General features: G+C 39.0%; 15 protein-coding genes. 4 read left to right on the top strand and 11 right to left on the bottom strand.

Annotated elements, in window-relative coordinates:
- The first annotated feature begins 102 nt into the window (after window positions 1-102).
- Complete coding sequence (locus T495_RS0104025) at window positions 103-1344, top strand: sialate O-acetylesterase (protein ID WP_081832013.1); 1242 nt, start codon at window positions 103-105, stop codon at window positions 1342-1344.
- Window positions 1341-2405, top strand: a complete 1065-nt coding sequence (locus T495_RS0104030; RefSeq protein WP_033147735.1) for a hypothetical protein — start codon at window positions 1341-1343, stop codon at window positions 2403-2405. The genes T495_RS0104025 and T495_RS0104030 overlap by 4 nt, the downstream gene beginning before the upstream one ends.
- Here T495_RS0104030 and T495_RS0104035 read toward each other — a convergent pair.
- On the bottom strand, window positions 2394-3374 hold the full coding sequence (locus T495_RS0104035) for a glycosyltransferase (protein ID WP_028903904.1): 981 nt from the start codon (window positions 3372-3374) through the stop codon (window positions 2394-2396). The genes T495_RS0104030 and T495_RS0104035 overlap by 12 nt on opposite strands.
- A gap of 5 nt (window positions 3375-3379) precedes the next feature.
- Window positions 3380-4171: a glycosyltransferase family 2 protein gene (locus T495_RS0104040; protein WP_033147736.1), complete on the bottom strand. Its 792-nt coding sequence runs from the start codon at window positions 4169-4171 to the stop codon at window positions 3380-3382.
- Window positions 4172-4468: 297 nt separating this feature from the next.
- Here T495_RS0104040 and T495_RS0104045 point away from each other — a divergent pair, with 297 nt between their 5' ends.
- Window positions 4469-5548, top strand: a complete 1080-nt coding sequence (locus T495_RS0104045) for an acyltransferase family protein (RefSeq protein ID WP_197020341.1) — start codon at window positions 4469-4471, stop codon at window positions 5546-5548.
- Between the two features lie 2 nt (window positions 5549-5550).
- Window positions 5551-6456 (top strand): glycosyltransferase family A protein, encoded by a 906-nt coding sequence (locus tag T495_RS0104050; RefSeq protein ID WP_051651845.1) that lies wholly within the window; start codon window positions 5551-5553, stop codon window positions 6454-6456.
- A 17-nt stretch (window positions 6457-6473) separates the two neighbouring features.
- Here T495_RS0104050 and T495_RS0104055 read toward each other — a convergent pair whose 3' ends face one another.
- From T495_RS0104055 to T495_RS0104095, 9 genes are all read right to left on the bottom strand, one after another.
- Entirely contained in the window at window positions 6474-7202 is a 729-nt protein-coding gene (locus tag T495_RS0104055; protein ID WP_155950113.1) for a hypothetical protein, read from the bottom strand.
- Entirely contained in the window at window positions 7199-8479 is a 1281-nt protein-coding gene (locus tag T495_RS0104060) for an ABC transporter ATP-binding protein (protein ID WP_033147738.1), read from the bottom strand. Before T495_RS0104060 ends, T495_RS0104055 begins: the two co-directional genes overlap by 4 nt.
- A gap of 12 nt (window positions 8480-8491) precedes the next feature.
- On the bottom strand, window positions 8492-9343 hold the full coding sequence (locus T495_RS0104065; RefSeq protein ID WP_028903901.1) for an ABC transporter permease: 852 nt from the start codon (window positions 9341-9343) through the stop codon (window positions 8492-8494).
- Window positions 9344-9428: 85 nt separating this feature from the next.
- Window positions 9429-10601: a glycosyltransferase family 2 protein gene (locus tag T495_RS0104070; protein WP_028903900.1), complete on the bottom strand. Its 1173-nt coding sequence runs from the start codon at window positions 10599-10601 to the stop codon at window positions 9429-9431.
- A gap of 15 nt (window positions 10602-10616) precedes the next feature.
- A complete protein-coding gene (locus T495_RS0104075; protein WP_028903899.1) occupies window positions 10617-11768 on the bottom strand; it encodes a glycosyltransferase family 2 protein in 1152 nt (383 codons plus the stop codon).
- Between the two features lie 3 nt (window positions 11769-11771).
- A complete protein-coding gene (locus T495_RS0104080; RefSeq protein ID WP_033147739.1) occupies window positions 11772-12659 on the bottom strand; it encodes a glycosyltransferase family 2 protein in 888 nt (295 codons plus the stop codon).
- Window positions 12643-14175 carry an O-antigen ligase gene (locus T495_RS0104085; protein ID WP_033147740.1) on the bottom strand — a complete coding sequence of 511 codons (1533 nt, stop codon included), beginning with the start codon at window positions 14173-14175 and terminating at the stop codon, window positions 12643-12645. Before T495_RS0104085 ends, T495_RS0104080 begins: the two co-directional genes overlap by 17 nt.
- Entirely contained in the window at window positions 14175-16247 is a 2073-nt protein-coding gene (locus T495_RS0104090) for a hypothetical protein (protein WP_231480240.1), read from the bottom strand. The genes T495_RS0104085 and T495_RS0104090 overlap by 1 nt, the downstream gene beginning before the upstream one ends.
- A 124-nt stretch (window positions 16248-16371) precedes the next feature.
- Entirely contained in the window at window positions 16372-17325 is a 954-nt protein-coding gene (locus T495_RS0104095) for a TolC family protein (RefSeq protein WP_028903895.1), read from the bottom strand.
- Window positions 17326-17329 lie beyond the last annotated feature (4 nt).

Here is a 17329-nt window from a genome sequence, read left to right on the forward strand (position 1 = left end):
GAATATTGCCTCACACGATTTTTTTTGTAAATTGTTTGGACTTATGATTAAAAATGACTATATTTGCAAAGTTTTGAAGTCATATCGTGACAGTTGATCTCAATGAAAAGATTATTTTGGATTGTATATCTGATAGGTGTCTTAGGGCTTTCTTATTATTTCATTGATAAGGCATGCTCGAAAAACTATGGCCATAAGGTCGTGGTTTGTATTCCTGTGTATGGTCAGAGCTATGCTTTAGGAGAAGAAGCAACTAGAATAACTAATTTTGATTCACTTAGAATAAAATATAATGGAAGAATCGTAACTGAGAAGTTGGACTATACCTTTGGCTATTTCGATCACAGCAGCCAGTTTAAACAATGGTTGAAACGTGTACTTCATTACGATAAGAAGGCTTTTGAACTCTCTGTTTATAGTATGGCAGAAGAACTGGCTCTGCAACTGGGTGAAGACACGGTTATATGTATCTTTCCTGGAGGTCATGGTATGAATACAATCCAGCAGTTGATGAAACCTGTAGAACCATATAATAAGTTTATCAGGGAGATTGCGACTGCATACGACAAGGCGCAGGATAGGGGATGGGAGTTTATCGTTCCTGCAGTTTGCTGGATGCAGGGTGAATCGGACATTGTGGAATATCCTGATTACGACTATAAGGAGTATTTCCATCGTATGTATAACGATCTGAATACTGATATCAAACAGGTGACGCATCAGAAAGAGGATATACGCATCATCTGCTATCAGGCTTCTACCATTACCAAAGGTCTTCGCTACAAAGCTAATAATTATGATGCCACAGAACCTAAGGCGCCTACTGCCCAGATGGAATTGATACGTGATGATTCGCTGGTATGGGTGAGTGGTCCTACCTATCCTTATGATTTTGTGAATGAATCGCTCCACATTGATGCTGTTGGTCAGCAAAATATAGGTAGGCTTGCTGCAAAGTCAGCCTTAGGTATTATTCGGAATCAAAAACGTAATAAGGGTTTGGTTCCGATGACGTATGAGGTGGAGGGTAATGATATCCGCATTGATTTCAATGTGCCTTGTCCACCATTATGTTTTGATACCACTCAGGTTAAGAAAGTCGATAACTATGGCTTTAATGTCGTCCGTCGTGATGGGGTGGATATTGTTTCTGATGTCACAATCGATCAGAACTCGGTTATCATCCATTGCGCAGAGTCTCCCCAAAATGCTAAATTACGTTATGGTATCAATGGTGAATTCTTGAAAGGCGGACGAAACGTCGGTCCAAGAGGAAACCTGCGGGATTCGGAGAAATATGTATCTAATTGGTGTTTAATGTTTGAAAAGTTTTTGAGCCGATGAAGGTTTTTATGGTACATGAGGATCCTTGGCATGCGGGGAATCCATATATATATACACTGATTGAAGGAATACAAAAGTCTCATCCTGACTGTGAGATCGGGTGGGGAAGGGAACCTTTCTGGCAGGACAATATATGTTCTTATGATATTGTTCATTTTCATTGGCCTCAGACTTTTATGGGGAATGATACTCATACGGAGACAGATCTTTTGCATCATATTGAGCATATGAAGGCAGCTGGTGTGAAGATAGTTGCAACATGTCATGATTTGGAACCGCATTATAACCAATTTGCTGATCAAGGTGGTTCTATGCAGATTGTATATGCCCATTGTGATGTGATAATCCACCTTGGTGAATATAGTAAAGCACTCTTTGAGAAACGATATCCTGATGCTATGCATATTCTAATACCGCATCATCTCTATGATACAGTTTATCACCAATTCCCATCAAGAGAAGAGTCATTAAAGTTCTTGAACCTGCCTGAGAACCGTACTTATGTTTTGTGTTTTGGCACATTCCGGGCAAAAGAGGAACAACAGTTGATTCTCAATCTGAGTCGGCAGCTGGCCGACAAAAAAGTTGTTATACTTGCGCCAAGTTTCATGAATGTATGGTGGCGCAGATTCCGTATGCCTCACAAGCGCTTAAAAAAATGGTTTTATGAACATTTTTATCGCATTTATTGTACAGGTAGAACTTGGCGCGCTGTTAAGGATTGTGATTTGCCGTATTATTATGGGGCTGCAGATGTGGTTCTTATCCAGCGTGTAAAAATCCTAAATTCAGGTAATGCTTTGATGCCGATGCTTTTTGGAAAAATGGTTGTTGGTCCTGATTGTGGAAACGTTGGTCCTTTGTTGCGTCATTGGGATTATCCTGCTTTTTCTGTTGATGACCTGAGTGATGTGGGGCCGTGTGTCAAAGAAGCATTGCAAATGGAAAAGGCTGGTGTGGCCCGACAAAATATGCAACGGCAACTGAACGAATATTCAACAGCTGTTGTAACAGAACAATTGTACGACACATATCTTCAAATGGTGTCTTCAGTTCTTTAATTTCCTATATCTCATATAGAGATAGTTGGGAAGGTAAGTAATCAGATACTTGCCAGCCTTACTGAATCCGCATAAATGATAGTGCTGATTGAGAGTACTTTTGTTCTTTTTGATAAAACGGAGAATATCATGGATACGTTTGTCGGAATAATACTTGGGGTATTGTGAAACTTTCCCAAGAAGCTCATTGTAGTACATGATGATATGTACGATACTCCATTCTCTGACCGTATCAGTCTCGTTCTGTACAGCATCTTGTGTAACTTGTACCCTCTGTATTCTGTTATCGATATACTGACTGATGTTCTTTTTGTAGTAAGCGTGAGCAAGTGAACTGCTACGGTGTGTATATTCATAAAGAGGCTCATCCACGATAACCGTTGTCTTTGCATGAATAAAAGCGCGGATATTAAAAATAAAGTCCTCGTCAGTACGCAGACCAGAATCATTCTCGATATGGTTGTCAGTGAGCATCTGGCGCTTGTAAAGCTTAGTCCAACACTGAGAATAGATCTTATCTTTCGAAAAGAAATGGATGAGTCCTTCTTCGTGATTAAGAACATATTGTTGGTTGGTACTATTCAAATGCGATATACGGCCCTGTTCATCAATCTGTTTATAGTTGCAACAGATGATGTCTGCATCATGTTCGTAACCAGCACTAACCATCTTATGGAGCATGAATGGCTCCATCTTGTCGTCGCTGTCAGTAAGGGCAATATAGTTGCCTTTGGCTCGCTTAAGACCAACGTTCTTGGCTGTTGCAGGTCCAGAGTTTTGTATGTGAAATACCGTAATGTTATTGTACTCTTGCGCATAACGGTCACAGATGCTTGCCGAAGAATCTGTAGATCCGTCATCAACGAGAATGATTTCAAACGATACATGGACTTGACATAGAATACTTTCAATGCAGGCCGCTAAATATTTCTCAGTATTATATACAGGTATAATGACGCTGACATCCATATTCTTTACTTCTTTTGAGTGAATCGCAAAATAAGGTTCAAAAATCTCTTTGCCCATTTCCTGGCTACAACAGTCTGGGTCAGGAGTAATGACTGGTCAAGAAGCTCGTCATCAACGGGGGCTAATCGCTCGTAATCGGTAATAACTCGTGGTGGAAACATTTCTTGAAGAATCATGTTTCTTTCTTTAGGAAGCAGACCGTTTGAATTGGTGCTGATGCCACTGGTGTCATAGTCGGCCACGATGATGTCGCAAGCCCTAAAGGTACAATTACCGAAGATGATGGTTTCGAGACAAAACTTCCAGTCAGACATGATCTTATAGTTCTCATCGTATGGATGAGCTATCAAAAGTTCCCTTTTAATGAACATAGCCTGATGGGGTAGGCTACCTCTTATCAGATCGACTAATGTGATTGTTGATTTTCTGGGACCACTTGGCTTTGGGGCGTTCCCCTTCAGTACCTTTCCGCAGATGATATCCTCTTTGTATTCTTTGAAAGAGTCCAAAACATCCGGGGAATGGAAACAATCGCCGGAATTCATGAAAATGAGATAATCACCATGAGCCTGAGTTACACCTTTGTTCATAGCATTATAAACACCTTTGTCCTTTTCTGAAACCCAATAGTTGATACTGTTCGTATGTTCTTTGATGACATCCACACTACCATCAGTTGACCCGCCATCAATGACGATGAACTCAAGGTCTTTATTTGTCTGGCATGTAACACTTTCTATCGTCTGTTTCAATCCCAGTCTGTCGTTGTAATTGATCGTGATAACAGAATATCTCATTTGACTATATTTTTTTTGCAAAGATAGTTATTTTTTTGAAAATATTGGTCATTATTATATATATTTTGAGCTTATGCAGTAAAATCACTATCAGCATGCTTTAAAACCGTGAATTAATTCAATCGATCAAATGAATTAACTCATTTGATAAATCGAGTTAGCTCAGCAGATTGTATGCGTAATTTCGCTGATATCTTTTTGCAAAGATATTTTTTTTGAAAATAATTAAATAGTTTCGTTATTTTTTTATATTTTTGCAAAATAAATGGCGCTACGAGGTATGTGATGATAAGCAATATGGCAAAGAAAGATCATAATAATGGTATAACTATAGCAAAAGCTATAGGTATCATTCTTATGGTAATAGGTCATTCTGGATGCCCTCAATTTCTTTTTAAGTTTATCTATCTTTTCCATATGCCACTATTCTTCTTTTGTTCTGGCATTTTTTACAAAGAAATGACGGGTTCGGAAGCTGTAATTCAATTCTTGAAAAAGAGGATAAAAGGATTGTATGTTCCTTTTGTGAAATGGTCAGTCTTCTTCTTGCTTCTTCATAATTTATTGATGTTAGTGGGAGTTTATAATCCTTATTATGGTTATGAGGGTGGTTCTTCTTTTTATACTTTATCAGATGTATTTCAGAAACTCTATTTAATAATGTTTACCATGCACGACTATGAAGAACTATTAGGAGGTTTTTGGTTTATTCGTGCATTATTTATTACTTCTGTATTAATGGCTATGTTTTCAATATTGTTGAAGAAGGTGCCAAGAAAAAAATATGAATTGCTATGCCTGCTATCTCTTTTATTAACGGTTGTTATTAGAAGGATTGCTCCGGAAATAGAGTTTTGGAGAGATATTTCAATGGGGACATTAGGAGCATTCTTCTATATATCGGGATATCTGTTAATGCGTTATAAAAGTTATTGGCATAATAAATATGGAGCAATACTTTGTTGCTTTATACTGTTCTTGTCATATTTATATTTCAGAGATGGTATATCGATGGGATGTGGCTATAATAAAGTGGTGACTTTTTCAATTTCTGCTCTATCTGGTACACTATTTACGATATATATATCAAGTGCTATTGAGAGACGATTGCAAATTGTAAGACGTATATTGTACTATATAGGTAATCATACACTTGACATTCTTGCTCTTCATTTCCTTTCGTTCAGACTTGTTAGTTTTTGCATTGTACTATTATACGGATTAAATGTTTCTCATGTTGCAGAACATCCGGTTATTAAGGATGTCAGTATGTCTCATGCATACTGGTGGATTCTGTATTGCACAATAGGAATTGTTCTTCCGCTGTTGTTAAATGCGGCTTGGAAAGTAATTATGAATAAAATCAAAAGGTCATAAATATGAAAACAAATTTTACAGTTATTATTCCTCACAAGAATACACCGAAATTGTTAGAAAGACTTGTTAAGTCAATTCCAATACGTGATGATTTGGAGATAATTGTGGTGGATGACCATAGTGATACTGATGTTGTTGATTTCAATCATTTCCCTTGTAATGATAGAGTGGGACTTACTATAGTAATGAATGAGCAATCTCATGGGGCTGGACATGCAAGAAACTGTGCTCTACCAATGGCAAAAGGGGAATGGATATTATTTGCAGACTCTGATGATTTCTTCTACCCCGGTTTTAATGATTTCCTTAATGAATATCAAAGTAATGATGCGGATATCGTATATTTTAATGCTAATAGTGTAGATTCGGAAACGTATGAACCAAGTAAGAGAGTTGACCATCTGCATGATTTTTTTGAAGATTATCATCAAGATCCCCAAAAAGGAGAAATGCTTTTGCGATATCTATTTACCGAGCCATGGTGTAAGATGGTTAAGAGGAAACTTATAGAGCATTATCATATAACGTTTGATGAAACGATTATTAGAAATGATGTTAGGTATTCATATCTGGTTGGGCATTATGCAAAAACAATTATTGTAGATGATCGACAATTGTATTGTGTAACCACTCGTCAGAATTCCGTAAGTCGTGGCGTCGGTTATCAAGCTTCAATGGATGAACTGAAGGTGTATGCAGGTTGGAAGAAATTCTTTTTAGACAATCATATTCCTTTTGAATTGCCCAAATATGATTATCGTGTCTATAATTTCACTAGACATTTGTGGAAGGATACTAAGTTGTTCTGTGAAGAATATCGCATTATGCGGAAGGCTGGGTTGAGTCACTTTTACATCTTTGGACAGATAATGTATTATATATGGAAGTCTGTTGGTTATAAGTTATAATGATGGAGTATAATACCTCAACGATATTGTCTGTTGAAGCAGCGGCGTTGTGCATATGTGTATTTTAAATATTTGATGGCGAAAGAAATAGATAGTTTTTCTTTTTTATATATTTCACCGTTAGAACCTGACATCCCTTCAATTTGCGGCATCAGAAGGAATGGGGAATAGGGAATTTGTTTCTCTTTTCTTATTGTGTCGCGTAGTGCATGCTCAAAATAATATCCTTGTATGTCGTCAATGATTTCTTTTGATTTTAAAAATGTATGATAGAAACATTCTGGTGCAATGACAAATCGACTGTCAGGGAAAGACAAATCGGAATTGATTGCACAGAAAACGGTATTTTTGGGGAATAGGAGACTATGAAGCCGCACTATACTTTTGATATTTCTAATAATGAGTCTGCCTGTTATTTTTGCAATGCGTTTGTCTTTTGCAAAATGTATAATCTTTGAATTGTTCAATGCGTATTGTATTATTTCGCATTCTCCGTAGCCTTTACCTTTTTCTTTGTTTTGATTACCAGGAAAGGACAAATATTCTAAGCGGCCTGATTTGATTTCTTTCTTAAAATGCAGGCTTATGTCGGTCCCGGAGTTTTCTGAAAATACGATTGGAAAACTTGTATTTGAGAGATAGAAATGAATAGCTTCTACATATTGTTTTTTACGCTCTTCTTGATTAGAAAGAGCGGTCATTGTCATTCCGTTTGGATTAATACAACCTGTTAATAGTAAAATCATAATGGTGCGGAATTTGAGTCTTCTAATCCCATGAAACCGCAACTATCTTGATTCATCGTCCTTCCAAATCCTTTTTGGAATCCTTCGCATTCGAGAACGCAGCAATTTGGTGCTTTGAAATAATATTCTACCATAGGATGGTGAATATAAAGATCTACGTTGATAATACCTTTTGTCAGTATCTCGGGTAATTTGACTTGCTTGTGAATAGTAAAATGACCTTTTGAGGCGTGTTGAATGTCCCCCATATAATGACCTTTAGCATAGGTCGCAAAAGGAATGCCTTCTTTGCTCTTCAAGACCATCATGATGTCGTAGACCATGTCTTCCTCAGATGAACCTTCAATAAGGATGTCAAGATACTCCTGACCATTCTTTATTAACGAATATGATTCTTTACTATTGTTAATTTCAATATTGTTGATCTTGATAGTGTTCTTTTTCCATTTTATATTATTGACAATTAACTCATCGTGATCTCCGTCATCATCCTTTAAATAATGATCAAGTGTATCGGGTATACTGCCTATATAATCTATAGTACCGTTTTTAAGCATGACACCACGTGTGCAGAGGCTGCGGACTGCTGCCATATTGTGGCTTACGAAAAGTACTGTGCGGCCTTCGCCTTTGCTGACATCTTGCATCTTGCCGATGGCTTTCTTCTGGAATTCTGCATCACCAACAGCAAGAACTTCGTCAACGACTAATATCTCAGGTTCCAAGTGTGCGGCGATGGCAAAGCCTAAACGCACCATCATACCTGATGAATATCGTTTTACTGGTGTGTCTACGTATTTGGCGACACCTGCAAAGTCGACAATCTCGTCGAATTTCCTTTTGATCTCTGCTTTGGTCATACCCATGATGGAACCGTTCATGAAGATATTCTCACGACCAGTCATCTCTGGATGGAAGCCGGTTCCAACTTCAAGTAGCGAGGCTATACGTCCTTTGATCTTAATATCGCCAGTGGTAGGAGAGGTGACTCGTGATAAGATCTTGAGGAGTGTAGATTTTCCGGCACCATTCTTACCAACAATGCCAACCACATCACCTTGTTCTACTTTGAAGTTGATATCGCGTAATGCCCACACAAAACGGCTGTCGCCTTTTTGGGTACGGTCATTCGTTTCTCCAATCTTCAGATACGGATCTTCTTTTCCACGAATATTTGCCCACCAACGGTTGAGGTCCTGACTTAATGTGCCGGTACCGATGGTGCCGAGAATATATTGCTTGCCTACGTTGTTGAATTCTATGACAGTCTTGCTCATAAATCGATGGTTTTAGATTACGTCCATAAAGTTACGCTGTACTCGGTTGAAAATGATTATTCCGAGTAGAAGTATTGTTGCTGTAAACGCAATACTATAGCTTAAATAGAACCAATTAAATTCGCCGACGCCCGTAAAAGCATATTTGAAGGTTTCTAAAATTGCTGTTAACGGGTTGGCTACCAATACCCAGATATATTTCGGATAGGTTTCCTTCATGACAGAAAGAGGATAAATGACAGGTGTTGCATACATCCACAACTGAACACCGAAGGTGATCATAAATCGTAAATCGCGATATTTAGTGGTCATTGAAGAGATAATCATACCAAATCCAAGGCCCAAGCCACCAAGCATCACAACGAGTAAAGGAACAAGGAGGATAGCCAGATTGATATGAAAATCTATGCCAGTCGCAAAATAATAGATATAAACAGCCAGGAACAATGTGAATTGGATGGCCATCTTGATAAGATTGGAGATGACAATAGAGAGTGGCACTACCAATCTCGGGAAATAGACCTTTCCGAAAATGGCTTGGTTTGCATTGAATGTATCGGAACATTTACTTAGACAATCCTGAAAGTAGTTCCAGCATACAAGGCCTGCTAAATAAAAGACCGCCTGAGGAATACCATCTGTGGAAATACCAGCAATACCGCCAAATACAAACATAAACATGATGGTGGTGAAGAGGGGCTGGATGACAAACCAGAGTGGCCCCAGAATAGTTTGTTTGTAGAATGTAATGATGTCGCGTTTGACATACATCGCCAACAGATCACGATAGCGCCATACTTCACCTAAGTCTATGCTCAGGAGATTAATTTTATTTGTTATAATGATATCCCAGTCTTTATTCATACATTAGTCATTTATTCATTGTTATCTGCAAATATACAATTATTATATGATATTACAAAGGAATTTACATATTTTATTTGTTTCTTTATGTCGTATGCTCGGTGTGGATGAAGTCGGTATTCTTTCTGTCCATGTGAAGAACGTTTTTGAGCATGCGAAGGACGAGTCCTGGAATAGTCAGGACTTTTGAGAATGAACGGAAACGAATCTCACTGGGAATTGCTACGAATAATGATAGTCCTAAGATGGCCAGCGTAATCCACCATTTCTCGCACCATGATGGCATGGCAATTGTCATAAAAATAGAAATGACTGTTAATAGTACAATCAAAATGGATCTTGGAATCAATGCTTGCTGAATGGTTTTGTCAACAAAGTTGACCTTTCCATGAACTAAAGCTCCAGGAATCTTAGGCAGGTTACTCATCAGACTCTGAACCTGTGCGGTCATCCAGCGCATACGCTGTTTCTGGAAATTATCCTGATTGCTGACTTTCTCGTCGAATACATGAATATCTGGTGCATATTTGATGAAAACTTCCTGATGGAGTAGGAGGGCTTCCATTTCACGGTCTTCGCCTGCTGTTGAGAGCTGGAAAACATTCTTTTTAAATAGTTCGTAATTGAAGCACATGCCAGAACCAATAAGGGCAGAAGACAACCCAAGGCGATTATGAGCCTTACGGAATAAAGTGTTGTTGATTTCTTCGCTGGCACCATCAAGTACGGCTACGTCGTTGTTGGCATTCTTGGCGCAGCGATGACACTGGATAGCATCATATACAGAACACAAGATATTCAGTTGTGACAGAAATTCTGGACGCACTACGTTGTCTGCATCGAGTACAACGACATTATCAAATGTCTCTGGTATCTCATTGATGGCATACTGCATAGCCTTTGCTTTCGAACTCTTTTCAAAAGTCGGTGTAAGCAATGTAATAGGGAGCGTACGCAAATATTCGTTAGTCTCAGGTTGCATATGGTCTGAGATTACGGCAACCGTATAAAGGTCGGCAGGATAATCCTGTTCTAAAAAATGCTCTACGGCATTGATGATGACGCGGTCCTCGTTATATGCAGGGTAGAGAACGAGAAATTTTGTCATTCTGTTACTGAGGGCTGCAGCATGAATGGCTATGCGGTCCTCTTTCTCGTAAAAGAGGGATATGATTGCGAAGAAGACGACATAGGCTACAGAACCTAAGATAATCACCCAAAGTGTAATGTCGAGAATGTGTAGTATCTGCCAAATCATAATATATACAGTACTTTAATTTGTTTCTTTTTTCTTGTTAAATAGTTTGGTGGTGATGATGCCCCAAAGTGTTATAAATGGAGAGCGCAGGAACGTGCGATCCCACATTTCATCTACCAGATAATCAGGAGTGGCCAGTGCAAAGAAGAATAGTGCCAAAGAGCCTAATATCCACCATTTGATGACTAATGTCAGATAAATGAATGGAAGAACTATGCTCATTAACATGATGATTCCCATCATACTTGTACGTGGCATCAACATCCACTGAATCAGTTTGTCGGCCCAATCGTATTGCTTCCTGAATATCGCTCCAGGAAGGTATCTGATATTTTTAAGAAGGTTTTGAAACTGCTGTAATGTCCAACGCCCATGCTGTTCATTCATCTTGCTGGTGGTTCTTTTCTTTTCACCATAAAGCAAGATGTTATCAAAATAGTCTATAAAATAACCTTGTTTCAGTAAGAGTGCCTCTAACTCTTTATCTTCACCTGATGTTCTGGTTTTCATGACATTAGCCTTGAACCAGTTGAAATCATATGCTGTTCCAGAACCAGCCAAGGCGGCAGAAATGCCTAAATTGATATGACCTTTACGGAAGATGTTATTGTTGATTTCTTCGAAGATAGACCCCATACGTGCGGCAGCCGTATCTCTGTTTCGAGAGATGCGGTGCATTTGTATGGCTTTAGTGGCTGCTGTCTCAAAGGCATCATTCACCTTGGTCAGGAAATCTTGTTCAACGATGTTGTCAGCATCTAACACTAATGCTATATCGTAAATTTTGAATTCTGGTAGCTTAATGATTGCATATTGTAGTGATTTTGCTTTCGAACTTTCTGCAAAATCTGGTGTAAGCAGGGTGATGGGGTATTGAGCCAATCGCATGTTGGTGATCTCTGATTGGTGGTCGGAAACCACTACGACGTCAAATAGGCGTTGTGGATAGTCCTGACTTAGTATCGATACTACAGCCTGTTCAATCACATGGTCTTGTTTATGTGAAGGAATGATGATAGCAAAGCGGTTCTGATTTTTGATATTGGTATTCACCGTATCTCTGGTAAATAGAGAGGCAATAGAGAATACGCCAAGGTAGAGTACCGTTCCACCTACAATAATAAATAGAAACCAATCGATAATATTTAATAGAATCCAGAAATCCATAAATTATTTAGTGAATAATGATGAGTGAAAAGTGACTAGTCCTTTGCAGACGGCTTTGACTAAATCAAATCTGCCTTGGGAGAGGTATTTGATGATATCTCGAATGGCAACGAGGCCAATCAAGTATATATAAGATAGGTATTTGTTGATACCTTGATAGTTGCGTTTTACAAATAGCAGCCTGTTACGAGTGATGTAGTAGGTGCGTAGTGGACTGTTCTGTCCTGTTGTCTGACTTTCCTTGTGATAAACCGTGCAGGCAGGATCGTACCAGATTTCGTAGCCAGCGCGAGTGAACATCATCGACCAGTCAAGTTCTTCGTAGTATAAGAAGAAACACTCTGGCATGAGTCCGGTCTTAGCGATGGCTTCGCGCTTAATTAACATGGCGGCACCATGTGCATAAGGTGTTTTATGAGGTGTATCGTATTGCCCACGATCTTCTTCACCGAAGCCAATGGCTTGGTTCCTCACTGTGATTGGTGATAATGGCGTATAGCCTGTAAACTGAATAGGATTCGTGCCCCATGAAAAACGAAGCTTAGGACAGACTACACCAATCTTATCAGATGATTCCAATCTGTTGATGAGTGGTTCTATATTGAAGTCTTTAAAGAAGGTGTCGTTGTTGATAAGTAAGATGTATTTTCCTTTGGCCTCTTTGATGCCCAGATTGTTGCCACCAGCGAAGCCAAGATTCTTTTCGCTGCGAATGACCTTTACGTGGGGATAGCGTGAGGAAATGACACTCGCTTCGTCTTCTTTGGAGGCATTATCTACCACAATCACCTCCATATCGTCGCTGAAGGGGATTGAATCAATTAGTTCACAGGTGTCTTTTAACCCGTTATAATTGATAGTGATGATAGATAATCTATACTCGTTTTGCACGCTTCTTCTCTAATTTTAATCGTCTCTTTTCTGCTTCTTCTTCTAATTCTTTTGCTTCGAATAGTTCAAAGTCTTTCTCTATTTGGGGTAAGAGGAATACAGTGGACATACCACCATAGAAAATCACAATATTGGGGAACTGCATCAAGATCTGATTGGCGTAGCCACCAAGATGGAGCGCTGCGAATGATGCACACCAAGCTGCTCCTATGCCCATGAGTGAACGATTCTTGATTTTAAAGAACACGGTAGAGCTTCCTGCTATTAAGATGATAAGATTGCAAATAGCAAACCATGAAACTCCAATCCATCCTGTTCTTACCCATATAAATACATATTCAGAGTCAGGCGGAATCTGAGATACAATCTTGAATTTGTTCCATGCGGGAATATCTCTCTCAAAAATACCAATACCGATGCCCCATGGCGCATCTTTCATGTATTTTGAGATGGCGGCTTTGTTGACGTCTCGTACATTTGCGGAAGCGTCTTCTGGGTTAAATGCAGATCTCATGCGTCGAATTTGGTTGTTTCCTTGGCCAATGTCTGTGAACATCAGCATGCCAATAAACAAACCGAAGATGATAGAAACAGGAACGATGATTTTTACTGATTTTGATAGTATGAGGAATACCATAAATCCCGCCATCATACAGAAAATGGCTGTTCGTGTTCCAGATTGAAACATACCCCATGTTGTTAGGAGTCCTACTACACCAAAGAAAATTTTATGCTTTCTTACTTTATTTGTAATTGCAATAACAAAGAACGATACGGAGGCGCATGCCATATGAATGCCGAAATTAGCTGCATCAGTAAAAGTTCCAAAATATCTGACTATACCATTAACTATGTGTTGTTTTGCATGATTTTGTGCAAATAGCCAATTCATCTCTGCTGCGTCCCAACCGATATTTATTTGTTTCCAACACCAAAAAATAGCAAATAATGCACAAAAGGCCCATGCTTTGTATAGTTGATATATTCGTTGTGGGGTATTAATATATAAGGCAAACACAATGACTGCGTAAAGTAATTGAAATGCCATTAATCGGATTCCTGTAAACCAGGCGTTTACATTCATACCTAAGCCACATGTGTCATTGAGGACTTCAAGCGTACAGAATGCACACCAACCTAAAACTGCAAGAGTCATGAAATTGGCACAGTTCCCAAAATTTGTTTCACGCAAATCGATGATGGCAATAGCGATAAGTACTAATTCAAGTAGTTCATTTGGTAAGGAGGCTGGTAAAGGCAGCATACCCTCTTTGCCAAGAAACATGACATAATAGTTGATGACAAACAGCGCCCAAAATGAGAACATCCTATAACTGAATGCTAAATATACTACGACTATGGATATTGGGACTGCCAGTACCATAGCCATGCCGTTTACTCCAGAATTCTTAAATGAGTACAAACTAAGCAAAAACAGGAGAAAGAGTATTAAGACTCTTCCTCCGTTTTCATGGGCGTATTCGGATATTCTATTGGAATAAACTTTGTTTACCATTATTTTGCATGACTATTTTCAACTGCAGTCAGACCCATTTGTGACATGCGATAGATGAAATTGTTGAACGATGTGTATGGTGGTAACTGTCCAACAAATTCTTCAACCGCATAGCGTTGACATTCTGTCAAGTACATAAAGAGAGAATTCTTGTTCACTAAACGTTCATTCAATTCTTTGAGCGCCTTTTGGTCTACATCTTTCCAAGTACGGTTGGCTCTCGTTACCATCAGATTGATGGTGCCCATATTGAGTAGAGCTGATGGAATAGAGTTGTCGTCCAAATTGGGATACTCGACAATAGCAATTTCGTTAGGCAAAATATCTGGGCATATATCTTTGATATCTTTTGCCATGATGAAACGGCTGTCTTCTGCCAAGAAGTCCTCATCGTAAGTGATACGACGTACCTGCAAACCTATTGATATCCAATAGTTTTCGAGCTCTTGGGCAATATAACTCTTACCATTGGCGGCATCAGTAGATATGAGGTTAAGCACATTTTGTTTGCCTTCTTCGAATTGAGGCAAGAGCGCTTTGCTTAACTGACGTAGTGCCATGTCGGCAATGGTCTTATTGAAGCGGCGATAACGTAAATTACTCTCCTTAGGGAAACAACCCATAACTGGTATCTTGGTGATACGCTCTGTACGCATACGGTCGCGAAGTGTTCTGTCTAACAGTTCTATGATGAAGAAATACATAGCTGTCAACATGAACGTAACCATAAATGCACCCAATAGAACCATCATACGGTTGGTTGGTTGGGCGTTCATGGGGAACATGGGTGGGTTTAATACACGGAGTGTTGCTGTCGTCATTTGTAAGTTCTTCTGGCGCAAACGAGCGGAATTTAATGCGCCGAGCATTGACATATAGTTCCCCTCAATAAAGGCTATGTGGCGATCTTTACGGGAAATCGTAGCTCCAATAGGCGCATAGAAAAGAAATTCCTTGTCTATCTTTTCACGCATGACATCTTGAGCGCTTTCATGGGCTTTCGCTTCTTCTAATTTTAATACTTCGTTAAGCCATTTGTCAATCATGCCGCTCGCTTTGGTACCAGTCTCTGTGTTGTAGTTTCCTGCTTCGATATCCTTTACAAGCCCTCTTACGTTATTTGAGGCTTCTTGAAGCATTCTTTGTGCTTTAGCAAGTTCTTGCTGGGTTTCAACCTCACTTCCTCCTCCCTCACTGCTCATGAGACGGAGATTTGAAATACGTGACTGGATGCGTGAAATATCAGTCACTTGATTAGTGAAATCCTTATTGGCTTTAATAACCTTTGCACGATCACCTAACTGACGCTCCAAATAGTTCATCAGTGCGCGTGTGGTCGTTTTGGTGATCATCAAATTATTGTCTGTCGTTTTTTGAGTCGCATCCATTCCAGACAATAATTTTGTTTGTTCAGCATAGTTGATGATACGCTTCTCTACGTTATAGCGGATCAGATCGTCCTCTGCATTTGTCAAAATGCGGTACAAGCGGGCTACCTCACGTTCGAAGAACTTGATAACATTGTTTGTCTCTCCATAGCGAAGTAAAGCATATTGACGTGCAAAGACGTCATTTAATATATCTAAGGTGTTATAGGCAATACCTGCATCATTAGCAGAATAACCGATGTCGATAATATCACTTCTGGAAAGTTGTACAACTTTTAATCTACCAGTAATACTGTTAATGCCAAAATAGGGATGATAATTGGTTAAACCAAAAATATAGTTGTCAGCAGAAGGGCGCTCGTATGCCTTCAAGTTTGCATACGTCGCATTTTCACTATTATGGTTAATGAGCGCTTTAACTTCTGCAGGAACACTATTATAAAGTTGGCGGAAATGTTCTGCAGATATGTAGTTGTTATCTTTATTCAGATTACCATACATCATACAGCGTGCAAATAGGCGTAGGGATACCTCATGGATGGTTGCATCTGTAGTGATGAGTAATATGAGGTTGGTCATGTTGGTTTGCGGATTTCCACCAGCAGTACCAGAACCACCTTCGATATTGTATGCTGTAATCATACCAGTGTAAATGGTCGTATTTGTATTGAAAATACGTTCCATGTTTCGGGTAGAAAACCAAGCCACCACCAATGCTATCATGGGCAGGATGACGAGGTACCATCTAATCTTAAATAGAAATCTAACAATATATCGAAATAGATCCATCGTTTCAAATCTTTAATTGTTACTTTTGCCTTTTGGCTGCTTTGGCTGCTGCTTTTTCTGCTTTTGCCTCTGCCTTTTCTAATTTTTTAATTTTGTCATTTTCTTCTTTCTCTAAAGCCTTGATTCGTTTCTCGTTCGCCTTATTTTCTTTGGCTAGTTCTTTAGGCGTTTTATGAATACTCTTATCAAGCGTTATCTCTGTAGTAGCATTCGTTATAATGGGCGTATGTGTCAAAATTTCAAGCGTGATGATATCTGTTGTTATAGTTGTTTGCAACTGTTGATAATTAGCAACTTCACCACTCTCAAATCTTTTAGTTGCTGCGTAAGATGAGATATCCATATTGCCATTCTCAAAATCTTCACGATCAAGTGCGCCTGCACCTTGGTAAGCTGCTGCAGCTTCTCCCATGGTCTTCAATGTTATTAAGTTATTCGTGATTTTTATAAATAGGGTAGCAATCTGTAGCTTAAGCTCATCATATGCAATATCTTTTTTGATAACAGCTTGCTCAACATCAATTCTCTTTCTTTTAACGGCAGCAGTTAAATCCAAAATGTCTTCAACAGGTATCGCTAAATTAATACCGATATTCCAATATGATTGTTGAGAACCTTGATATTGATAGATAACAGGGCTGTAGGCTGAAGAATTGTTGCCATACATGTCTGCCATACCAAAACTATAACTGGCATGCCCGGTTACGTATGAAAAAATGTGTCGTTTTTGTTTAGCAACCTCCATCTCTGCTAATTGACGAGCCTTTTCTAATGTTAATATCTGGGGATTCGTCTTTGCGTTCTCGAACAAAACTGCCAATGGAGGAAGGTGAAATTCAGAAAAGTTGATGTCTTTTTCGTTGCTGGAATCAAAGAAACCGGCGCTAATGCCGCTCTCATTGAATTGAGCAAAGGCTGTAGTGCTTGCAAAGGTTGTAGCAAAAATAAATATCAGACGTCTGAATTTGTTCATTGCA

Source organism: Prevotella sp. P6B1 (assembly GCF_000702825.1).
GTDB lineage: Bacteria > Bacteroidota > Bacteroidia > Bacteroidales > Bacteroidaceae > Prevotella.